Genomic DNA, 23337 nt, shown 5'->3' on the forward strand with positions numbered 1-23337 from the left:
TTGTATTTTCCATTTGAAATTAAATCTGTAAAATCTGTAAATGAATTTTCAATATTTTTAATTTCAGCCTTATGAACATAACTTGTTTTAATATTTAAAATTGATTTTAACTTTAATCATCTTGATTATCTTCTGGGGTTGGGATTTCTTTTCTGTCAAATCAAATGGGATAACCATTTTCATTTAGAACTCCTTGTTCAGTAAAAAAGAAACTTTCATAACCATTTTCATTAGGTTTAAGATCTCAAAAGATAGATGATTCAAATACTTTTACTTCAATATAACCTTTTTGAGTAAATGTATCATATGCACTATTGATTTCATCAATTACCATCCCTTTGAATTCTGAAAAACTATGATCTTCTATGATTCATTCACCATTTCCGTCTTTAGATTCATATCTCATTTTTGGATAAATAAGCCTATACATTTCAAATATGCCTGATGGGGTAGTATTTGGGAATTTATAATCTAAATATGAGTATGTTTCATTACCATCTTTGTCTTTAAAAACTCAGTCATTTATTCTGTTATTTTCTTTATAATCATTTTCAAACATAGACCTTGCATATTCAATGGTGTCAGCAATTCTACTTCGCATATAATAACTTACCCTAGTTCAAAACTTCCCTATATTTTCATCTCTATCACTTCCTAACCATCCTTTTCTAGGAGATATTTGGTACAGGTCCTTCAAGTCATAAAATATTTCACTTTTTTCCATTTGCATTTTTAAAAAATCTGTAAAGCTATCGAATTTAGCAAATTCTTTAACTTCAGGTATTTCTTCCTCTTCTTTGGGGATATATCTTCTTGGATTACATGAAACAACATTTACTACACCAATGGTGCTAACTGAGACTGCTCCTAATATTGATAATATTTTTCTCATTTTCTTTTTTCTCCTTAATATATTAATTGATAAATTTCTTGAACAACTTGTTCAAGATCTTGATCATTTGATCAATAGAAGTTTTTTGTAATGTTGTTATCTTTATAAACATAAACAAACTCTTTTTTATAGATTGTTGTTACTGATGCTATTAAATTTATATTGTTTTTATATGATAAAATTGCATTTTCATAACTGTTAAAATATAAATTTTGTCCATTAGTTTTGTATGTGTAAACATTGTATTTTCCGTTTGAAATTAAATCTGTAAAATCTGTAAATGAATTTTCAATGTTTTTAATTTCAGCTTTGTGAACATAGCTTGTTTTAATATTTAAAATTGATTTTAAATAATTAACTGCATCATTTTCATTGTAGTCCTCAGCAATCAATTCTCCATTTGGATTATATAAAAATACTTTTTTATATAATATTGGGTTTTGTTTGTCAAACTGAATTTGCTTTGCACCCTCAATAGTATTTGACAAATTGTATCCTTGTAAATCACTAAAATCTTCAAGGGTTGTTTTTGTATCACTTACAAATCATTTTTCTTGTAAGTTGACACTTCCATTATTTGTATCGTCTAGTAAATAAAAATTGTTTTTTCATTCATCATAAGTCATACTGATATTATACCCATCAAGTAAAACAAATTTTTCATTTGGATCAATGCTTTTATATTCATTTAATAGTTCTTCTTGTATTAACTTACTAGTATAAACTGAAAAGTTGCTTATATTGCTATTGCTGTAAATTCAATCTTCAACTAAAACTTTACTGTCAAAAATAGCAGTTGGGTTATCAGAAAGATATTTTTTAATTTCATCTTTAAGTCTCAATTTTACTTCATAACTCATTGCTATATATGACTTAAATATTAATTGATCTTTAAAATTGTCAATCAATTTTTTTCCAGCATTGTAAATATATTTATTTAAAACATAACCAACACTTTTAGGTATGCTACTGTTTAATCTAAATTGAACATTATTGGCTAATTCACTCTTTTTGAAAGTGCTATCTTTTAAATTTGTTTTTGCATATTCTTCTCCTCATTTTTCATAAGTGGCAGATTTTATTGTGAAACTTTTACCACAAATTGTAAATGTTTTCTGATATCAATCAAATAAATCATCATCACCCCATCATCAATGTTTACCTTGTTCTATACCTTTTTTTCATGTTGCATAACTTGTAAAATCATTGTAAAATGCAGCTGGATCAAATTTTTTCATTAATTTATTTCCAGATATTTCAATAGTTAAAACATCTTTTCTATTATTAACTGATTTACCATTTGTTGCTGATGAGATTTTAATAGTACCTTCATTTGTTGTGTATATGTCTGAACCTTTACCATTTACTGTAAAATAATCCATATCCTCACCAATTTCAATTTTAATTGTGTAAACACTTTGATTTACATTTTCAACAATATTTTCAACTTGTTTGCCTGAAAAGATTTCATTAAGATCTGCTTCAAGTTTGTTTACATAAACATCAGCAAAATTTTCTCGACTTACAGCAAATGATTTGTTTAGATTTAATTTTTTATTGCCATTATCTAAGCTACTTGCATCATAATAATATGCTTTTGTCATTGATGCTTTCATTCTTTCAAAATCATTTTTGTTAAATGCGTTATAGTAGCGACCATTGTAATAGTACATTAGAGCTTTTTGAGGTTGATTAAAACTTGTATTTTTATAAGCAATTTTTGCTTCTTCAGTTGAATCATAAAATAATGAGTTATCATAACTATATTTAACTCTTGTTAGTCCAGGATTTATGTAACTCTCTAAGACTCTCTCATAAGCTGTTTTATTACTTTGAATGCAGCCTCCAACTCCATCACTTTCCATACAATTTGGTAAAATTGTTTTACCATAAAAATTTCGAGCAACTTGGGTAAAATCTTTTTGATTAGTTCCATAAATTCTATCTCCATCAATTTTTCCGGTTGCATAATCTAATGATATTTTTTGTGGATCACTTGATGTGGTAATTTCACTAATGGGATTTTGTGCTAAAAGTTCTTTTAAAATTTCATTTTCACTTTTATATTCTTTTCCATTATATTCATAAGTACTTCCTTCTCTTAAAAATTGAGAATTATATTTAACTTCTTCATATATGGCTTTAATTTTTTCATTATAATTAATTCCCACTGGTATTGCTGCTGCAGTTGGTACTGCAAAACTAGTAAAACACAGTGATGCTAATAATTTTGTTTTAAGCATTTAAGCCACCTCCTTCACATTATTTAATAAGTAATCAGTTAATTGGTTAATATTGTAAAATATAATGCCATTTAACTCATAAGTTGATGCATTAATTTGAATCAATGAGTTTCTAAAGTCATTTAGTTGCATATATTTGACAATTGCACCATTGTAGTCGTCAAAATAATAGTTTTTACCATTGAAGAAGAATTTATATAAGTCATAACCATCGTTGTCAACATTTTCTAATTTTTCAAAATTATTGGTTGATAAGTAATCTGTAAACTCAACTGCTTTACCTTGTAGATCAACAGTTTCAACAACTCTATCATAAACTTCATTGTAATCATAGCCATAGATATAATTACCTTGAAAATCGTATTTAAATACTGCAATATATTTTTGACTTGCAATTTTTCTAATTGCACTATTTACAGCTTCACTTTGGTTTGAAAAAGTTTCTCCAAAACCATCACTATATGCATTTTTTTTATCAGTTTGTTGCATCAATAAACTGATTAATTTATTTTTATCTATGTTATACATGTGTTCAAAATATTTTGAAACATATCTTACTTTACTTGGATCTGCAAAAAGATCATCAATAATGTCTCTTTTTAATCTGTATAAAGCATCATTATAACTTGTAAAGTATTTTTCATTGTATAAATATGTAATTGTATCTTTTGGTTTTGAAATTTCTAATGTCTGAACAATATTTTTAGGATTGAACTCTTTAACATCTCAAAATCATGAAGATCTTTGATAAGTTACTTTATTTTTAGTATCCGGAATAACAAATTCTCAATTTTCTGTTGTTTTTCCAGGAATCATATTAATTAAATTAATTGCAAGGTCAACTCATACCAATGCTTTCTTTAGTTTTTTAGTCAATTTTTTAAAATTTTCTGATACATCATTCATAGTGTCTCTTATATCATGTATCTTTTTTGCTCAATATTGAACATCTTTTAATGAAATAACTGCATCTTTTAAATAATTATTATAAGTTTGAGCCAAGCCCTTGCTTTTTACAGAAGATAAATTGTTTGGATTCATCAACAAATCTAGTACTTCATAGATTTTACCACTAGCTTTTGCTGTCTCTATAACTTCAACTCACTTATCACTAAGTTCAATTTCTCCATGATTTGTTCTTTTTGAATCTGAACCAAAGAAATTTATATTTAAAGATAATAAACTATTATACATAAACTCTTCCATTATTTTTGCATCAGGTTTTGAAATATCTACACTTCTCAATAGCTCTCTTATGTTGTACAAAACTACAATTACTTTTTTGTTTTGTTCCATTTCTTTCATTGGAGCCAATCCATTTCAAAGTGCATCAATTTCTTGATCTAATTGGTACTTTTCAAGTACACCTTTAAAACCTGAACTTGATTTTTTTAAACTACTGCTATTTTTTAAATAATTAGTCATTCCATAAGTTACAACACTATCATTTTTTGAAACTTCAAGAAACTTAGCCAGTTTATCAAAATAAACTTCTACTGTTGAAGCAAAATTATTCAAGAGAGAACCACCTGAACTACTAAGCATATTGTCATAATAACTCATAGATCCTAGTGCTGATACCAAATTATTTGAAACTGTGTTAAACACCTCATCAGCCAAGCCTGATGTAGACTTAGATATCAACGTTCAATTGTTTTTATCTTTAATTAATTCTGAAACATTGTTGGTAGTTTTTTGGTAATTACCACCTTCAATTTGCAATGTACCATCATCATTAGGATCTGCCTCTAAATAATACATTCCAGGTTTTTTCTCAAGTTTTAAAATCTTGTCAAGATCACTGTCTTTTACCTTAAAACCTGATAAATTAAATTTATTTTCTTCACTAATAACCTGGTTATTGTATTCGACTGATTTTACAATACTTTTCTCTAGACTTTTTTCAAATACTCCTTTTTCATATCAAAAATTACCAAGTTTATGGTATTGTTTTTTGCTTAATTTAATTTTTTCTCCTTCAAATTTATTTTGATAGTATGCAACTAGTTGCTCTTTGCTTTGAAAGAATTTACCATCTGCTTCAAAACCATTTTGAATTTTGTTTGTATATGAATTAAGTACATCAATTTTACTTTTTTCATCACTTCCAGAATAAACTGCATTACCGTTTGAATCCTTGTAGGCATTTACAATATCTTCTTTATTTACAACTCCATCTGCTGAAATTGAACCCAAAGAATCTGTCAAATACATTTTTGGGTCTTTGTAGGTTTTTACCTTTGTAATACTGGACTCACTCTCAATGTGATTTAACATTCCTGAAATTGATGTAAAATCCTTATTTCCTAATATTATTTCGTTTTTGTAATTTTCACTTTTGTTTACTGTAGTCTTTTTTGATACAAAGTATTCCACAGCCGCTATTTTTGAATCAAATGTTTCACCAAATAATTCATATTTAATATTATCGTCTTCTCAGTTTTCTAAAGTTGGAACATTTTTTGTTCCACAAGAAACCACAGATACACTAGTTGATGTGATAAGCATAACACTTGCAAGTGTTAGCAGTAATTTTTTCATAAAATCACCTCCAAATCAACCCTAACGCTTTTTTTCCAAAAAGGCAAATTTTTTTTGAAAAAAATTTCATTAGTTAATTTGGCAGGTAACTTTTTACAAAATTAGTTTTACAATTAAATTCTTATCTAGTTGTAAAAGTTTTAGCATGATTTTACAACTTGTGGTGCTTATAAATTATTTTCACTTACTTAACTCATTCATAATATATGCTTTTAAAAAATTAAATATTTAATCATCTAAAGTTCTAATTTGATTATTTTTTCTTGCTTATCAGTAACTCAATTTTCTTTCAAACTTCATCTCTTAGTTCTAACTTAGCATTCTTTTTCTTTAACTCCTTATTCTCATTTCTTAAGTTTATTAATTCTTCTTTATTGGCTGAATCTTGCAAACCTAAACCATCAATTCCAAATTGATCATATTTTTTGCACCAATTTAATAGAGTTTGACCTGTTATGCCATAACTCTTAACAAATCACTTAACACTCACTTTATCTTGTCTAAATTTTAAAATTATTTTTTCTTTTTGTTTTGGTGAATAATTTCCCATAAACAGTCTCCTTCCTGACAATATTATTTTACATTTAATATAAATATAATTAAATTTTTTGTCTAGAAAAAGTGGCTTTTATATAATTTAATAGCTAATCTGATGCAATTACAAAATAGTTTTAATAAAAAATGCACTTCTTATGAAAGTGCATCAAAATATTTTACTAGTAGTTTTATGTCTGATTTAATTAAATCTTTAAATGAATTTTCAATGTTCTTAATTTCAGCTTTATGAACATAACTTTTTTTAATATTTAAAACTGATTTTAACTCTAATCATCTTGACCAATTTCTGAGGTTGGTATTTTTTCTCTATCAAGTCAGATGGAGTAGCCGTTTTCATTTAAAACTCCTTTTTCAGTAATAAAGAAACTTTCATAACCATTTTCATTTGGTTTGAGATTTCAAAAGATTGATGATTCAAGTACTTTTATTTCAACATAACCTTTTTGAATAAATATATCATATGTTCTTTGAGTTTCATCAACTACCATTCCATTGAATTTTGTATTATCATTATCTTCCAAAATTCATTCATCATCTTCACCCTTAGATTCATATCTTATTTTTGGATAAATAAGTGTATAATTTTCAAAAATACTTGATACAGAAGAAGTAGGAAACTGAGATTTTAAATATGAGAATGTTTCATCACCGTCTTTGTCTTTAAAAATTCAGTCATTTACTGTTTTATCTTCATTATAATCTCTTTCAAACATAGATCTTGCATAACTAAGGGTGCTAGCAGTTCTATATTGCATATTGTAACTTATACCTTTTCAAAAGTTGCTTATATTTTCATCTTTATCACTTTCTAGCCATCCTTTTCTGGAAGGTAACTGGTACAGGTCCTTTAAGTCATAAAATATTTCACTTTTTTCCATCTGCATTTTTAAAAAGTCTGTAAAGCTATCGAATTTAGCAAGTTCTTTAACTTCAGGGATTTCTTCCTCTTCTTTGGGGATATATCCTCTTGGAGTACATGACACCACATTTACTACACCAATGGTGCTAACTGAGATAGCTCCTAATATTGATAATATTTTTCTCATTTTCTTTTTCTCCTTAATATATTAATTGATAAATTTCTTGAACAACTTGTTCAAGGTCTTGATCATTTGATCAATAGAAGTTTTTTATAATGTTGTTATCTTTATAGACATAAACAAACACTTTTTATAAATTGTTGTTACTGATGCTATTAAATTTATATTGTTTTTATATGATAAAATTGCATTTTCATAACTATTAAAATATAAATTTTGCCCATTGGTTTTGTATGTGTAAACATCGTATTTTCCATTTGAAATTAAATCTGTAAAATCTGTAAATGAATTTTCAATGTTTTTAATTTCAGCTTTATGAACATAACTTGTTTTAATATTTAAAACTGATTTTAACTTTAATCATCTTGATTATCTTCTGGGGTTGGGATTTCATCTCTATCAAATCAAATGGGATAACCATCATTATTTACAACATCTTTCTTGGTGATAAAGAAACTTTCATAACCATTCTCATTGGGTTTGAGATTTCAAAAAATTGATGACTCAAGTACTTTTATTTCAACATAACCAAAACTTTGATAAGTTAGAAATGTATCATGGTTTAGATCAATTACAAGAGCTTTAGACTTTGTATAATCATCAGGTACAATTGTCCAATCTGCTTCATTTTCATCAGATTGAACTCTAATCTGAGGATAAATAATGCCATAATAGTCAATAAATATTTCTTCCATTTTTTTTCCTAAGGTTTTACTTAAATAAGTATATGTTTCATCTCCATCTTTGTCCATGAAAGCTTCAGTATTAACTTTACTACTGTCTCCCCAAAGACTTCAATATGAAATATTTATTGATTTTTTAACACCATCTCGCATTAATTCAAGATTTTCTAAAAATGATTCCTCTGTGCCATCATTTGATCAAAAACTATATGTATCAAATCAAACTATATCGCTTTTTTCCATTTGCATTTTTAAAAAATCTACAAAGCTATCGAATTTAGCAAGTTCTTTAACTTCAGTGATTTCCTCCTCTTCTTTGGGGATATATCTTCTTGGAGTACATGACACCACATTTACTACACCAATGGAGCTAACTGAGATAGCTCCTAATATTGATAATACTTTTCTCATTTTCTTTTTTCTCCTTAATATATTAATTGATAAATTTCTTGAACAACTTGTTCAAGATCTTGGTCATTTGATCAATAGAAGTTTTTTGTAATGTTGTTGTCTTTATAAACATAAACAAATTCTTTTTTATAGATTGTTGTTACTGATGCTATTAAATTTATATTGTTTTTATATGATAAAATTGCATTTTCATAACTATTAAAATATAAATTTTGCCCATTGGTTTTGTATGTGTAAACATTGTATTTTCCATTTGAAATTAAATCTGTAAAATCTGTAAATGAATTTTCAATGTTTTTAATTTCAGCTTTATGAACATAACTTTTTTTAATATTTAAAACTGATTTTAAATAATTAACTGCATCATTTTCATTGTAGTCTTCAGCAATCAACTCTCCATTTGGATTATATAAAAATACTTTTTTATATAATACTGGGTTTTGTTTGTCAAACTGAATTTGTTTTGCACCTTCAATAGTATTTGATAAATTGTATCCTTGTAAATCACTAAAATCTTCAAGAGTTGTTTTTGTATCACTTACAAATCATTTTTCTTGCAAGTTGACACTTCCATTATTTGTATCATCTAGTAGATAAAAATTATTTTTTCATTCATCATAAGTCATACTGATGTTATACCCATCAAGTAAAACAAATTTTTCATTTGGATCGATGCTTTTGTATTCACTTAATAGTTCTTCTTGTATTAACTTACTAGTATAAACTGAAAAGTTGCTTATATTGCTATTGCTGTAAATTCAATCTTCAACTAAGACTTTACTATCAAATGTATCAAATGGATTATCAGTGAGATATTTTTTGATTTCATCTTTAAGTCTTAATTTTACTTCATAATTCATTGCTATATATGACTTAAATATTAATTGATCTTTAAAGTTATCAATTAAATCTTTTCCAGTATTGTTAATGTATTTATTTAAAACATAACCAACACTTTTAGGTATATTGCTGTTTAATCTAAATTGAACATTATTGGCTAATTCGTTTTTTTTAAAAGTGCTATCTTTTAAATTTGTTCTTGCATAGCCTGGTCTTCATTTTTCATAAGTGGCAGCTTTCAATGTGAAGCTTTCACCACAAATTGAAAATGTTTTTTTATATCAATCAAATAACTTATCATCACCTCAGTCTGGATCATAACCATATTCAATACCTTTTTCTCATGTTGCATAACTTGTAAAATCACTGTAAAATGCAGCTGGATCAAATTTTTTCATTAATTTATTTCCAGATATTTCAATAGTTAAAACATCTTTTCTCTTATCAATTGATTTACCATTTGTTGCTGATGAGATTTTAATGGTACCTTCATCTATTGTGTATATGTCTGAACCTTTACCATTTACTGTAAAATAATCTTTATCCTCACCAATTTCAATTTCAATTGTGTAAACACTTTGATTTGCATTTTCAACAATATTTTCACCTTTCTTGGTTGAAAAAACTTCATTCAGATCTGCTTCAAGTTTATTTGCATAAACTTCAGCGAAATCTTCTCGACTTACTGCAAATGATTTGTTTAAATTTAATTTTTCATTGCCATTATCTAAGCTACTTGCATCATAATAATAAGCTTTTGTCATTGAAGCTTTCATTTTTTCAAAATCATTTTTGTTAAATGCGTTATAGTAGCGACCATTGTAATAGTACATTAAGGCTTTTTGAGGTTGATTAAAACTTGTATTTTTATAAGCAATTTTTGCTTCTTCAGTTGAATCATAAAATAATGAGTTATCATAACTATATTTAAATCTTGTTAATCCAGGATTTATATAACTATCCAAAGCTCTTTCATAAGCTGTTTTCTCACTTTGAATACAACCTCCAACTCCATCGCTTTCAACGCAATTTGGTAAAATTGTTTTCCCATAAAAGTTTCGAGCAACTTGAATAAAGTCTTTTTGATTAGTGCCATAAATTCTATCTCCATCAATTTTTCCAGTTGCATAATCTAATAATATTTTTTGTGGATCACTTGATGTGGTAATTTCACTAATGGGATTTTGTGCTAAAAGTTCTTTTAAAATTTCATTTTCACTTTTGTATTCTTTTCCATTATATTTATAAGTACTTCCTTCTCTTAAAAATTGAGAATTATATTTAACTTCTTCATATATGGCTTGAATTTTTTCATTATAATTAATTCCCACCGGAACTGCTGCTGCAGTTGGTACTGCAAAACTAGTAAAACACAGTGATGCTAATAATTTTGTTTTAAGCATTTTAAGCCACCTCCTTCACATTGTTTAACAAGTAATCAGTTAACTGATTAATGTTGTAAAATACAATGCCGTTTAACTCATAAGTTGATGTGTCAATTTGAATTAATGAGTTTCTAAAGTCATTTAGTTGCATATATTTGACTATTGCACCATTGTAGTTGTCAAAATAATAGTTTTTACCATTAAAGAAGAATTTATATAAGTCATAACCATCGTTGTCAACATTTTCTAATTTTTCAAAATTGTTGGTTGACAAGTAATCTGTAAATTCAACTGCTTTGCCTTGTAGATCAACAGTTTCAACAACTCTAGTGTAAACTTCATCATAATCATAACCATAAATATAATTACCTTGGAAATTGTATATAAATGCTGCAATATATTCTTGACTTGCAATTTTTCTAATTGCACTATTTACAGCTTCACTTTGGTTTGAAAAAGTTTCTCCAAAACCATCACTGTATGCATCTTTTTTATCAGTTTGTTGTATTAATAAACTGATTAATTTATTTTTATCTGTATCATAAATATAATCAAAATATTTTGAAACATATCTTACTTTACTTGGATCTGCAAAAAGATCATCAATAATGTCTCTTTTTAATCTGTATAAAGCATCATTATAACTTGTAAAGTATTTTTCATTATATAAATATGTTATAGTATCTTTTGGTTTTGAAATTTCTAGTGTCTGAATAATATTTTTAGGATTGAATTCTTTAACATCTCAAAATCATGAAGATCTTTGGTAAGTTACTTTATTTTTAGTATCTGGAATAACAAATTCTCAATTTTCAGTTGTTTTTCCAGGAATCAGATTAATTAATGTAACTGCTATATCAACCCATATTAAGACTTTGTTTAGTTTTTTTGTTAATTCTTCAAAAGCCTCTGTTACATTTTCTAATGAGTCTCTTATGTCATAAATTTTTTCTGCTCAGTACTGGACTTCTTCCAAAGAAGTAGCAGCATAGACAAGGTAATCACTATAAATTTTATAAATATCACCTAAAAAATTTCTGTTAGTAGAAGATAAGTAATTTGGATCCATAAGTAAATCTAATATTTCATAAACTTGGCCATTACTTTTTGCAGTTTCTACAACTTCAATTCATTTATCACTAAGTTCAATTTCCCCATGATTTGTATCTTTTGAGTCTGAACCAAAGTAGTTTATGTTTAGTGATAATAAACTATTATACATAAACTCTTCCATTACTTGAGCATCATCACTTGCAACATCAACACTTCTCAATAGTTCTCTTATGTTATATAAAGCCACAATTACTTTTTTGTTTTGTTCCATTTCTTGTAATGGTGTCAAACCATTTCAAAGGGCTTCAATTTCTTGATCTAGTTGATATTTTTTAAGGACCTCTTTAAAGTCTAAACTTGATTTTTTTAAATCACTTCTAGTTTTTGAAACAACTTTTGCATAACTTTGTTTTCCGTATTTTGATGCTCCAAGATTTTGTTGGTTTTCAAAGAATTTAACTAGTTTGTCAAAATAAATTTCAATTGTTTCCATAAAATCATTAAAGAGTGATGCCCCTGCAGTTAAAGTTACACCATCATAGTAGCTCATAGAACCTAGAGCAGACACCAAGTTGCTTGAAACTGTGTTAAACACTTCATCTGCTAAACCTGATGAAGATTTTGAGACCAAGCTTCAATTGTTTTTATCTAAAATTAGTTCTGAAACATTTTGGGTGGTTTTTTGATAATTACCACCTTCAATTTGCAATGTTCCACCATCACTGGCATTTGCTTCTAAATAATACATTCCAGGTTTTTTCTCAAGTTCTAAGATTTTATCAAGATCACTGTCTTTTACTTTAAAACCTGATAGGTTAAATTTATTTTCTTCACTAATAACCTGGTTATTGTATTCAACTGATTTTACAATACTTTTTTCTAAGTTTTCTTCAAAAGTTACTTTGTCATACCAAAGATTACCAAGTTTGTGATACTCTTTTTGATCTAACTTAATTTCATCTCCTTCAAATTTATTTTGATAATATGCAGTTAGCTGCTCTTTGCTTTGAAAGAGCAAACCATCTGCTTCAAAACCACTTTGAATTTTGTTGGTGTATGAATTAAGTACTTCAGTTTTACTTTTTTCATCACTTCCAGAGTAAACTGCATTACCATTTGAATCTTTATAGACATTTACAATGTCTTCTTTATTTACAACTCCATCTGCTGAAATTGAACCCAAAGAATCTGTTAAATACATTTGGGGGTTCTTGTAGGTTTTTACCTTTGTAATGCTAGCTTTACTTTCAATATGATTTAACATTTCTGAAATTGATGTAAAATCTTGATTTCCTAATGTTATTTCATTTTTGTAACTTTCATTTTTGTTTACCACAGTCTTTTGAGACACAAAGTAATCAACAGCTTCTGCTTTTGAGTTAAATGTTTCTCCAAATAACTCATATTTTGTACTATCATCATTTCAGTTATCCAAGTTTGGAATATTTTTTGTTCCACATGCAACTACAGATATACTAGATGATGTAATCATCATAACACTTGCAAGTGTTAGTAGTAATTTTTTCACTAAATCACCTCCGCCTCTACAATAACGCTTTTCCTCCAAAAAAGCAACTTTTTTTTAAAAAAAATACTATTTTTTTAAAATTTAATGGTTTTTTTAAATAAGTCCTCTAATAGGTCATCTAGTGTATAGATATTTGAAACGTCAGCTACAAATTTATTTTTAATAATAATTAAGACAAAATTTGTAATGATCATCAGACAACTTAGTGTTAGTGACACCAGTAAAACATAATTTTCTTGGTAACTTTCTAATTTATCAAGACTGATTTCATTATTAATTTTTCTAAAACCAATGTTTGTCACCCCATCAAAAAGATATAGGGTTTCAATATTTTGGAGTTTCACATCAAGATTTGATCTATCCTGGTTTTGGTTTTGATAAATGTAAAATAACTTATTAAAATAATCTAAAACATTTAAGGAGTTGTATAGTTTATTGTTTTCTTCATTGACTCTTAATTTCAAAACCTCTGCTTCAGTAATTTTTGCTGTAGACATTAGATTAACTTTTAATATATTTGAAAATGGGATATTAATAAATTGATTAAGACTTTGATAACCATATCTTTTTTTAAAATCACTTAATAACTTATTATCAGACAAGTTAAAGACTGAGTCAAAGTAATTTAAATTTGCCTTTTTTATACTCTCACCTTGGAAAAACAATAATACATACTCTTGGTATGTTTGTAAAAATTCTTCATCAGTTCATGATTTATAAATGGTACAAACAAATACTTCTTTTAACAATTGTTTTGATAGTGCTAAAATATAAACACCTCTGATTTCATCAACTTTTACCATAAAGCCATCCATATTTATTGACCAATAATCAAATAAATTAACTGGGATTTTATCAAATTCTAATTCTGTAAATTGTTGAAAATCTTTTTGTAAATCATAAAGTAGATCAGATCCTTTAACTCAAGTTATTAGTTTATCTAAATTAACAAAATTATCTTTGTTATATAACATATTGTTAACTAGTTTGTCTAATTTTTGATCTTGTAAAATATTTGCTATATTATTTGGATTGATTTTTTCAAAAGCCAATAATTGTTCATTGTGATTATTAAGTAATTTATAGTCAATATTAAAATTACTTAAAATTTTTGTCAAGATTGCTAATGAATCATTATTAACTGATAATGTTGAAAAGTTATCTTTATAGATTTTTGAGTTTTTAATGCTAAGTAGATTTTTAACTTCTTTATAATCATATGAATCATCATTAATCTGAAAGTAAATTTGGTCCTTATTTAATGAAAAATTTGACAATGAAACTGAAGTCATTATTAAATTTGTTACAAATAAAACAAAAATTACAAACATTGGTGTAAATGATAAAAATTTTTGTTTTCTAAATAAATAAACTACTAAACATAATATTGGCAAGTAAATCAAAATTACTATAACTGCAATGGCAATTGTTGTTAAATAATAAATGAAATTATTTAGACCATTTGTTGTAATACTAAATTGTAACAAGAAATTAAAAAATCCTAGTATTGCTATAATGGCCACTATAAAAACAATTGAAAAAAGATAGTCATATAATGTGGTGAGAAATCTTGTTCAACCACTTTTTAATTCATCATAATATTTTGCTTTGTAATTTTTAAAGATATACTCTCTGGCTTCATCAAATGTTAATCATGGGATTAAGAATAAAAACAAAAAGGGACTATAAATTCTTAAATTAGCTGCAACTAAATTCAAAAATTCACTGCTGTCATTTCTATGCAAATTTATAAGACAATTTGCTATAGCAAATGCTATAAAAATTATTGTAATTATGGTGTATCTTTTTCATTTCTTTAATCTTAATTTAAAGTTAACAAGCATTTTATTCACCCATCTTTCAATCTTGAAGTTTGATATTTAATGCATAATTTAATTTTAAAAATAATTTTTGCTTTGCTTTTTAATAACATTTCTATTATAACAAAATTTCTGAAAATAAATTTTTTTCAAGATTATTTTTTAAATAACTCCTAAATCCAACAAATTCTTGAGGTTAATTATTTTTCCTAAAATAAATCAATGGTTGGTAATTTTAAATAGAAATTAAAAAACCTCTCTTAGAGAGGTTTTGTTGTAGTTTTACTTGCTTAAATTAAATATTTCAATTAAAATTTCACCAACACAATCTGCTTCTGCTGAACCAATAATGTTCTTGGCTTCTGCTTGAACACATTTAGGAGCACTATTTGGTACATAAGCTTGATTGTAATATTTTTGGATCATAGTTAAGTCATTTACTCCATCTCCAAAAATATAAACATCATTATCCTTAATTGCCAACTTTTGATTTAATGCTGCAATTGCAGATGCCTTAGAAACATTTGCAGCTGTTAACATAAACAGTGGTTTGTCTCGATAAATTGCAGCAGAGTAAATTGCTTCAATTTTAAAATCATTTTGTTGAAAGTAACTTTGAAAATAATCAACTTCACTTCTTAAACATTCAAAAGTAATCATGGCAACGGTTTCCCAGTCAAAATCCTGGTCAATTGGTTTAATTTTAACTCCAACTGTTTTGGTTGCATCAAACTCAATATTTAAAGTATGATGGTTTGTAAAATAAAAACCTTGATTCAAGTAACTACTGATGTAAATTGGTATTTGCTTTGCTGTTAAAAGCTCATAAACTTTTTTTGCAGCAAAGACTGTAATTAAATTTAAATTAAAAGGATTGAAAACATCAGTGGTTGTTATGTAAGCTCCATTGCTACAAATTGCATAGTTTAAATTTTTATCTAGTTCTAATATTTTGGCAAAGGTTTTAATTTCTTCAAAGTTTCTTCCTGTAGCAAAAGCAACTTTAATACCTTGCTTTTGAATCTCAATAATTGCTTGTTTGGTTACTGGCCCTATTTCTTTACGACTATTTAAAATAGTTCCATCCAAATCTAGATAAACAATTTTTCCCATAAACTTCTCCTTTTAACCTTGCACTCTTACATTATTTAAAGTGCTGGTAGTTCTTTAAATTCACTTACATTACTGCTTTAAATTATTTTTAACTATTTATATTTTACCTTGATTTAAAGGTATTGTTGAAGAATATCTAGATTAAAAAACCCCAATAATTATTGGGGGTTAGTTTGTCGACATCTTTTTATAATCCTAAGAATTCTTTTAGTTCTGCAAACAAAGTATCACACTTAGCTTTGGCAGTTTTTTCATCTTTACCAACAGTTACAAAGTAAATTTTTATCTTTGGTTCAGTTCCACTTGGACGGACAGCAAATCAACTACCATCTGTAAAATAAAATTTCATTAAATTTTGTCCTGGCATGTTGTAAAGCCCATCAATGTAATCTTCTGCATATTTCAATTCTAAGTCACCAAATCTTGAAAAACTATCATCTCTTAATTTTTCCATAATTGGTTCTACTTTTGACTTAATCTCTTCAGGTTTGAAGTTTAAGTTTTCTGTATAAGTATAGTAATAACCATATTTTGCAAAAATTTCATTCAACACATCAATTAAAGTCTTACCTTGTTGAGCATAATATCAAGCAGCTTCCACTAACATTGTGGTTGCTTGGATTCCATCTTTGTCTTTTGTGGAAGCATCAATAACATAACCATAACTTTCTTCATATGCAAAAACAAAGTTTAAACCTCTTTGGGGTTCTTTTAAAATTTCTGAACCCATTCACTTAAATCCAGTTAAAGTTTTAATTACTTTAACTCCATAAGTTTCACTAGCAATTCGATCTCCTAAATCACTAGTTACAAAACTTGAATAAAGTGCTGGATTTTCAGGAATTGAATCTGTTTTTTTCATTTGACTTAGTTTTCACTCAATTAAAATTGGTCCTGTTTGGTTACCGTCAAGGCGAATTCATTTTCCTTTGTGGTTTATTGCACAACCAATTCGGTCTGCATCTGGATCTTGTAAAATCATAATTGCAGCATCTGGATGTTTTTTACCATACTCAAATGGTATTTTTCAAGCTGGATCAAACTCTGGATTAGGATTAACAACATTTTTAAAGGTTGCATCCTCAAAAGCATGTTCTTCAACTTCAATAACTTCATAACCAAATTTTCTTAATAATGGTGGTGTGAACTCTGTTCCTGTACCATTAACTGCTGAATAAATCATTTTAAAACCATCTCGAGATTGATCTGGATAAAACTGTAAATTAGCAATCATAGTTTTATAGTTATCAAGTGTTTTTTTACCAACTGTTGCTAGTAAAGTTTCATCAATCTTATACTCTCAGTTTAAGATATCTTCAGTTGCAGCAATAGTTTCAGCAATGACACTGGTGTCTTCATCGGTTAATTGACAACCAAATTCATCATAAATTTTATAACCATTATAATTTGCAGGGTTATGACTGGCAGTAATTACAATTCCCCCAATGGCATTTAAATCTTTTGTTGCAAATGAAACCACTGGTGTTGGTTTCATTTTATTGCCTTTAAATAAATAGGCTTTGATACCAAAACTTGTTAAAATTTCTGCTGCTAGTTGAGCAAACTTAGTTGAGTTGTGACGATTGTCATGTCCAATCACAACTCCTCTATTTAAACTATCTGGGTATTTTGAAATCAACAATTTAGCATAACTAATTGTGACTTTTTTAATAGTATAGACATTAAACCTTCCTGGTCCTGGTCCTAAAATACCTCTAATTCCTGCAGTTCCAAATTCTAATTGTAAACCAAATGCTGCAGTTAGTTCCTCATCACTTGCAGAAGCTAACAATGTACTTAATTCACTATCCAATGTTTTGGCATTAACTCATTCTAAATATTTTTCATTTAATTTATCAAACTTCATCTTATTTCTCCTGTAACTTGGCTATTGGTTTGTAACTCAATCGGTGTACATCTAAAATACCCAAGCTTTCAACTAATTTAATATGTTCTTTTGTACAATAACCCTTGTGTTGGGAAAACTTATACCCCTTATATTTTACATCATAATTTATCATAATTTTATCTCGATAAACTTTTGCCAAGATACTAGCTGCTGCAATGCTTTGACTTTTAAAGTCACCTTTAATTACCTGCAAGGTCTGATAACCTTGGAGATTTACTTTTTCTCCATCAGTTAAACAAAGCTGGGGTTTTTCTTGTAAGTCTTGAATTGATTCACACATTCCCAAAACACTTGTAGCTTTGGGGTTTAATTTGTCAACAATTAGAGCACTGTACTCTTTAATTGAATAAGCAACTGTGTTTGCAATTATTTCAGTATACAATTGCTCTCTTTTGGCTGCAGTCAATAACTTTGAATCTTTAATCTGGGGGTTACAGTAATCGGGTTTTAAAATAACTGTTGCTACCACAATTGGTCCTGCCATAGCTCCTCGACCAACTTCATCACTTCCTGAAATGACTTTTACTTGATATTGCTTTTTGAGGTTTTGATCAAAATCATATCTGCTAGTATCTACCATTCTACTGTTAAATCACTTTCAATAATTTTGTCAATATCTTTCTTATCAATTGAAAAAGAACTGGTTTTGTCAATTTCAATTGGCTTTTCAAAAGAAACTGGACCAAAATTGTGGGCCATTAAATCTGTGATAAATAAGTTAATTGCTTTGTCAAAGTCTAAAACTTCATCAAAAACAGTAAACTTACGAACCTTGGCAATTTCTTCAAAGATTTTAAAAGTATCATCATAGTCAATTGGTCTGAGTATTTTATGGCTAATTTTGTACTTATTTTCAATTAAATTTGGATAACTGTTGTAAAGATAGCGCATTAACTTTGTAGCAAAGCGCTCCTTTGGAACCACATCTAAACGAATGGAATTCACTGCTGCACAATTACAAGCAGTGGTTTCATTCTCAAATTTTGTTGGCAAAATTCCTGGAGAATCAATCAAGGTGATTTGATCCGTCATCTTGATACGATGTAACCCAACAGTAACCCCTGGACGATTGGCAATTTTAAGTTGCTTACCTTTACACAATTTACCAATTACAGTTGACTTCCCCACATTGGGGATCCCCACCACTAAAATGTTTAACTGTGGTTTTTCAATCCCTTTTTGCTTTTGTTTTTCTTGTTTTGGCTTTGTCATTTGATTAATTAGTTTTAAAATGTCATTGTAAATATCATGTTGTTTGTTTTTTATTAAATATGGATTATCGCCTTGCTTTTTAAAATAATCAATTCAAATACTAGTCACTGCTGAATCTGCTAGATCCCCTTTTGACAACAAAACTAATTTTGGACTTTTTGTTAAAAGCTTTTTGAAGATGGGATTTTGAGTTGAAAATGGTGCTCGAGCATCAACAATTTCAATCACCAAATCAACAATTGAAATCATTTCCTCAATTGCTTTTATGCTTTTATTCATATGGCCGGGGAACCAATTGAATGTTGACTTATCTGCCATAAATTCACCTCTAAAACATCTTAATTAATTTTATAGATATTTTAACCAAATTCCTAGACTTATTACAAGATTTGCAAATCTTTTTTGCCTTTATTTATGATAAGGTTCTTGACGATTAATTTTAATTGCTCGATAAATTTGTTCTAATAAGATTAAGCGAACCAAATTATAAGGAAAAGTGACCAAGCCAAAACTGATTTGATTGGGGTATTTTTTTACAAATTGTTCACTAAAACCATCACTTGGACCAATTAAAAACAAAATTTTACCCCCTTTATAATCTTGATTGGCTTGTAATGCTTGGGCAAATTCCAGACTTGCCCACTGTTTACCCTGAATTTCAAGTAAAAATACTTCAAAATCCTTAAATTCTTCAAGTTTTTTTGCCAATAGTTCTTCATTGCGCACCTGATTTGATTTTAAATCTCTACTCACAAATTCAGGAATTTCAAGCACCTCAAGGGTTTGAAATTTTTTAATTTTTGCAACATAATGGTTGCAAACAGCAATAAATTCTTGTTGCAGTTTATTAAAACAAATTATTTTTATTTTCATAATTTTTACCTCTGATTTAAGTTTAAAAGAATTTATCAATAACTTAAACCCTTTCACCAGTTTTTCTTAATTTAGTTCACGCCATTGACACCTGTAAATGTCAAGTGCGGATTTATCTACAAAAGTGTGTTAAATTGTGATAAAATATATTTAGTTTTTGGAGGAAATAACAATGTCAAATAAAATTCAGTTCAAATCAATTTTAGATTATAAGTTACAAGTTAAAAATGTTCTTGATGCTTTAGTACCTGATATTCAGTTTTCATACTATGCCATTATGAACAACTCATCTATTCAAACCTACTTTAATATGATCTCAATGGAATTATATGGTTATGAATATTACCAAATCTTAAGATTAAATGGCTTGGAATTTAAAGTTGATGAAAAAACCATCAATTTAACAGTTTTAGAAATAGTTTATAATGTACTTAAACAAATTGTTGATCGTAAACTAAGATACTCAGAGTACATTGCCTATGATATCTATATTTTACCAATTAGAATTGACAAGTATATTCATGCCTTAGGGTATAAGTTTGAAGAAATTACCACTCCACAACAAAAACGAGTATTAAAATTAGTTAGTGAAAAAAGTCGTTCATTGGCTGAAGAAATTTCAGAAATTCACCATGAAGATAAATTTGATGCACTCTATACTCATTTTAGAAAAACACCAGAAGAAGAAGTTGGTGTGAGGTTGGCATTATTTAACCAATTATATGTTTTCTTAAAAGAAGGAGAACCCATTGTTTATCAAAAATTTGATAAGAAATTTGGGGACAATTTCTTTGCAGAGATTGAAAAATTAAAAGCACTTAACCCTGATAAAATGTCAGAAAAAGAAAAAGCTTATGTTAAAGGATCAATTGCAGAAACTTTCAGCATTGGAATGATTATCTTGTTAATGCTTTCAGATTCTAAACTTGCAGGAGTTTGAAAGAAAATTCAAGATGAAGAAAACCGCAAGCGTGAAATTGCCAAAGCCAAAGCAACTATTGCTGAAGCAGAGAAGAAAATCTTATTAATTGAAAGCAAAGAAAATTAAAATTCAGGCTAAAAAACCGCTAGTATTAGCGGTTTTTTAAATTGGTTGTTTAGTAGCAGCAATTACAATTTCTTTTAAAGCAACATTTTGAGGTAATGTGAAAGCATAATAAATTACTTCTGCCACTTCTTTTGCTGATAAACCCCCTGCCAAGTTTTCTTTTCAAACACCATAATTTTTAATAACTTCAGAGTTTGTGGTTGTTGAAATTAAGTCTGTATCCACTAAACCTGGTGCCACAGTTAAGACTCTGACATTAAATGGTGCAAGTTCTCGACGAGTTTGCTCACTAATTGCATGAACTGCAAACTTAGTTCCATTATAAACTGCTCGATTTTCCCCAGTTCAGCGCCCAGCAACACTACTAATGTTGATTATTGTTCCAGTTTGAGCTGCTTTCATTTGGTTCATAACAGTTTTCATACCATTTAAAACACCTTTGATATTAATGTCCACCATGTCATTTTGTACATCTAAGTCTAAATTATAAATTTTATCAAGTGGCATAATTCCAGCATTATTTATTAAACATTGAGTTGGTCCATATTTTGCCTCAGCTTCAGAAACAAATTTTTGAAAACTTGCATAATCTCTGACATCAAGAGCACGGCACATTGAATTTGGTAAATTTAATTCTTCTAATAAGTTTACTCGACGAGCTAATAACAATAATGCATAACCATGTTGCGAAAATGTGATAGCTAATTCTTTTCCAATTCCTGAGCTAGCCCCAGTAATGACTACTAATTTATTTTTCATTATAGTTTCAGTCCTCCAAGATTTGGCATTCTTCCTTGTTTTAGTTGTTTAGTCATTTCTGCAACTTGTTTTTTACCTTTATCGAATTGGTTTAATAAATCATTATACTCTTTTTCTGTTCTGCCTGAACCTTTGATAATTCTTTCTTTTCGCTTAATTGCTTTTAAAACCCTGGGATCTCTTCGCTCTTTTAAAGTCATTGAGTCCATTAAGACATTTGCTACAAATAACCTTTGTTGAGCTTGTTCAATTTGGGCATCACTTACTTTATTACCTAATCCTGGCATCATTTTCATAAGACCACCAAGATTACCCATTTTTGCAACTTGCCCTAACTGGTTACGTAAGTCTTCTAAATCAAATTGACCAGCAAACATTCTTTTCATGGTTTTTTCCATAGTTCTTTGGTCAACAACACTGGCTGCTTTTTCAAATAAAGTATCAACATCTCCCATTCCCAAAATTCTGTCTGCCATACGTTTTGGGTGGAATTCTGCCAAGGCACCAATTCCTTCACCTTCACCAATGAATTTAATTGGAAGTTTTGTAATATCTGTAATTGATAGAGTGGCCCCCCCACGAGCATCTCCATCTAACTTTGTAACAATTACTCCAGAAAGTTTTAATAATTTATCAAATTCTTGAGTAACATTGATAATATCTTGCCCTGTCATTCCATCAACAGTTAAAATAATTTCTTGAGGTGATACAGCTTTTCTGATGTTATTTAACTCTTTCATTAAATCTTTATCAATTTGTAAACGACCAGCAGTATCTAAAATTACTACATCATAACCATTTTGGTCTGCAAAATCAACTGCTTGTTTTGAAGTTTTAACAGGATCTTGTTTTCCTTTTTCAAAGCTAGACAAACCATTTTTTTCACCAAGTTCTACTAATTGGTCAATGGCTCCTGGACGATAAATATCTAACCCAACCATTAATGGTTTTTTCTTATACTTATTTGTTAACAAGTGGGCAAGTTTCCCAACTGTAGTAGTTTTACCAGCTCCTTGTAATCCAACCATCATAATAATTGATGGTTTTTTATTGATTTCAAGAGGTTGATTAACTTTTCCAAGTATTTCAACCAGCTCTTGGTGCACGATTTTAACCATTTGTTGGTCTGCTCTTACCCCTTGTTCAATGAACTCTCCAAGTGCTTTTTCTTCTATTTTTTTAATGAATTTTTTTACAACATCAACATTGACGTCAGCTTCAAGTAAAGCAAGTCTTATTTCACGTAAGACCTCATTAATATTATCCTCAGTTAGGGTACTTTTCTTTAGGTTTTTTTCAATAGATTTCTTCATTCTATTGGCTAAAAAATCTCCAAATCCCATAGTTGTCAACTCCAATCATCATTTCCATTATAACATATTTTAAATTTTTCAAATTTGAGAATTAGTTATTATTAATCTAAATTTTC

17 protein-coding genes are annotated in these 23337 nt (G+C 28.1%); 1 reads left to right on the forward strand and 16 read right to left on the reverse strand.

The window, feature by feature from the left end:
- Nucleotides 1–112 precede the first annotated feature (112 nt).
- The 14 genes from SCLAR_RS05145 to SCLAR_RS05210 all read right to left on the reverse strand — a co-directional run bounded on the left by SCLAR_RS05145 (nucleotide 113) and on the right by SCLAR_RS05210 (nucleotide 20101).
- Nucleotides 113–892, reverse strand: a complete 780-nt coding sequence (locus SCLAR_RS05145) for a lipoprotein (protein WP_100254865.1) — start codon at nucleotides 890–892, stop codon at nucleotides 113–115.
- A gap of 14 nt (nucleotides 893–906) precedes the next feature.
- Complete coding sequence (locus SCLAR_RS05150) at nucleotides 907–3135, reverse strand: hypothetical protein (protein ID WP_100254866.1); 2229 nt, start codon at nucleotides 3133–3135, stop codon at nucleotides 907–909.
- Nucleotides 3136–5676, reverse strand: a complete 2541-nt coding sequence (locus SCLAR_RS05155) for a hypothetical protein (RefSeq protein WP_100254867.1) — start codon at nucleotides 5674–5676, stop codon at nucleotides 3136–3138.
- 253 nt (nucleotides 5677–5929) lie between these two features.
- Nucleotides 5930–6226 (reverse strand): helix-turn-helix domain-containing protein, encoded by a 297-nt coding sequence (locus tag SCLAR_RS05160; protein WP_100254868.1) that lies wholly within the window; start codon nucleotides 6224–6226, stop codon nucleotides 5930–5932.
- 274 nt (nucleotides 6227–6500) lie between these two features.
- Complete coding sequence (locus SCLAR_RS05165; protein WP_100254869.1) at nucleotides 6501–7280, reverse strand: lipoprotein; 780 nt, start codon at nucleotides 7278–7280, stop codon at nucleotides 6501–6503.
- A gap of 350 nt (nucleotides 7281–7630) precedes the next feature.
- Nucleotides 7631–8368 (reverse strand): lipoprotein, encoded by a 738-nt coding sequence (locus tag SCLAR_RS05170; RefSeq protein ID WP_100254870.1) that lies wholly within the window; start codon nucleotides 8366–8368, stop codon nucleotides 7631–7633.
- 14 nt (nucleotides 8369–8382) lie between these two features.
- Entirely contained in the window at nucleotides 8383–10611 is a 2229-nt protein-coding gene (locus SCLAR_RS05175) for a hypothetical protein (RefSeq protein WP_100254871.1), read from the reverse strand.
- Between the two features lies 1 nt (nucleotide 10612).
- On the reverse strand, nucleotides 10613–13174 hold the full coding sequence (locus tag SCLAR_RS05180) for a hypothetical protein (protein ID WP_100254872.1): 2562 nt from the start codon (nucleotides 13172–13174) through the stop codon (nucleotides 10613–10615).
- Between the two features lie 74 nt (nucleotides 13175–13248).
- Nucleotides 13249–14919 carry a hypothetical protein gene (locus tag SCLAR_RS05185; protein WP_169921856.1) on the reverse strand — a complete coding sequence of 557 codons (1671 nt, stop codon included), beginning with the start codon at nucleotides 14917–14919 and terminating at the stop codon, nucleotides 13249–13251.
- Between the two features lie 357 nt (nucleotides 14920–15276).
- Nucleotides 15277–16107, reverse strand: a complete 831-nt coding sequence (locus tag SCLAR_RS05190) for an HAD-IIB family hydrolase (RefSeq protein ID WP_100254874.1) — start codon at nucleotides 16105–16107, stop codon at nucleotides 15277–15279.
- Between the two features lie 187 nt (nucleotides 16108–16294).
- Nucleotides 16295–17974 (reverse strand): phospho-sugar mutase, encoded by a 1680-nt coding sequence (locus SCLAR_RS05195; RefSeq protein WP_100254875.1) that lies wholly within the window; start codon nucleotides 17972–17974, stop codon nucleotides 16295–16297.
- A gap of 1 nt (nucleotide 17975) precedes the next feature.
- Nucleotides 17976–18596, reverse strand: a complete 621-nt coding sequence (locus SCLAR_RS05200; protein WP_100254876.1) for a ribonuclease HII — start codon at nucleotides 18594–18596, stop codon at nucleotides 17976–17978.
- The gene (ylqF, locus tag SCLAR_RS05205; protein ID WP_100254877.1) at nucleotides 18590–19546 is read right to left on the reverse strand and encodes a ribosome biogenesis GTPase YlqF; all 957 of its coding nucleotides are present in this window, start codon (nucleotides 19544–19546) and stop codon (nucleotides 18590–18592) included. Before ylqF ends, SCLAR_RS05200 begins: the two co-directional genes overlap by 7 nt.
- 90 nt (nucleotides 19547–19636) lie before the next feature.
- On the reverse strand, nucleotides 19637–20101 hold the full coding sequence (locus tag SCLAR_RS05210) for a 23S rRNA (pseudouridine(1915)-N(3))-methyltransferase RlmH (protein ID WP_100254878.1): 465 nt from the start codon (nucleotides 20099–20101) through the stop codon (nucleotides 19637–19639).
- Between the two features lie 172 nt (nucleotides 20102–20273).
- On the opposite strand from SCLAR_RS05210, the gene SCLAR_RS05215 reads away from it, so the two are divergent.
- Nucleotides 20274–21149 carry a hypothetical protein gene (locus SCLAR_RS05215; RefSeq protein ID WP_100254879.1) on the forward strand — a complete coding sequence of 292 codons (876 nt, stop codon included), beginning with the start codon at nucleotides 20274–20276 and terminating at the stop codon, nucleotides 21147–21149.
- 36 nt (nucleotides 21150–21185) lie between these two features.
- Here SCLAR_RS05215 and SCLAR_RS05220 read toward each other — a convergent pair whose 3' ends face one another.
- Nucleotides 21186–21908, reverse strand: coding sequence for an SDR family oxidoreductase (locus tag SCLAR_RS05220; RefSeq protein WP_100254880.1), 723 nt, complete (start codon nucleotides 21906–21908; stop codon nucleotides 21186–21188).
- Entirely contained in the window at nucleotides 21908–23251 is a 1344-nt protein-coding gene (gene ffh, locus SCLAR_RS05225) for a signal recognition particle protein (protein WP_100254881.1), read from the reverse strand. The genes SCLAR_RS05220 and ffh overlap by 1 nt, the downstream gene beginning before the upstream one ends.
- Nucleotides 23252–23337: the final 86 nt, after the last annotated feature.

Origin of the sequence: Spiroplasma clarkii, from assembly GCF_002795265.1 — a bacterium.
Lineage (GTDB): Bacteria > Bacillota_I > Bacilli_A > Mycoplasmatales > Mycoplasmataceae > Spiroplasma_A > Spiroplasma_A clarkii.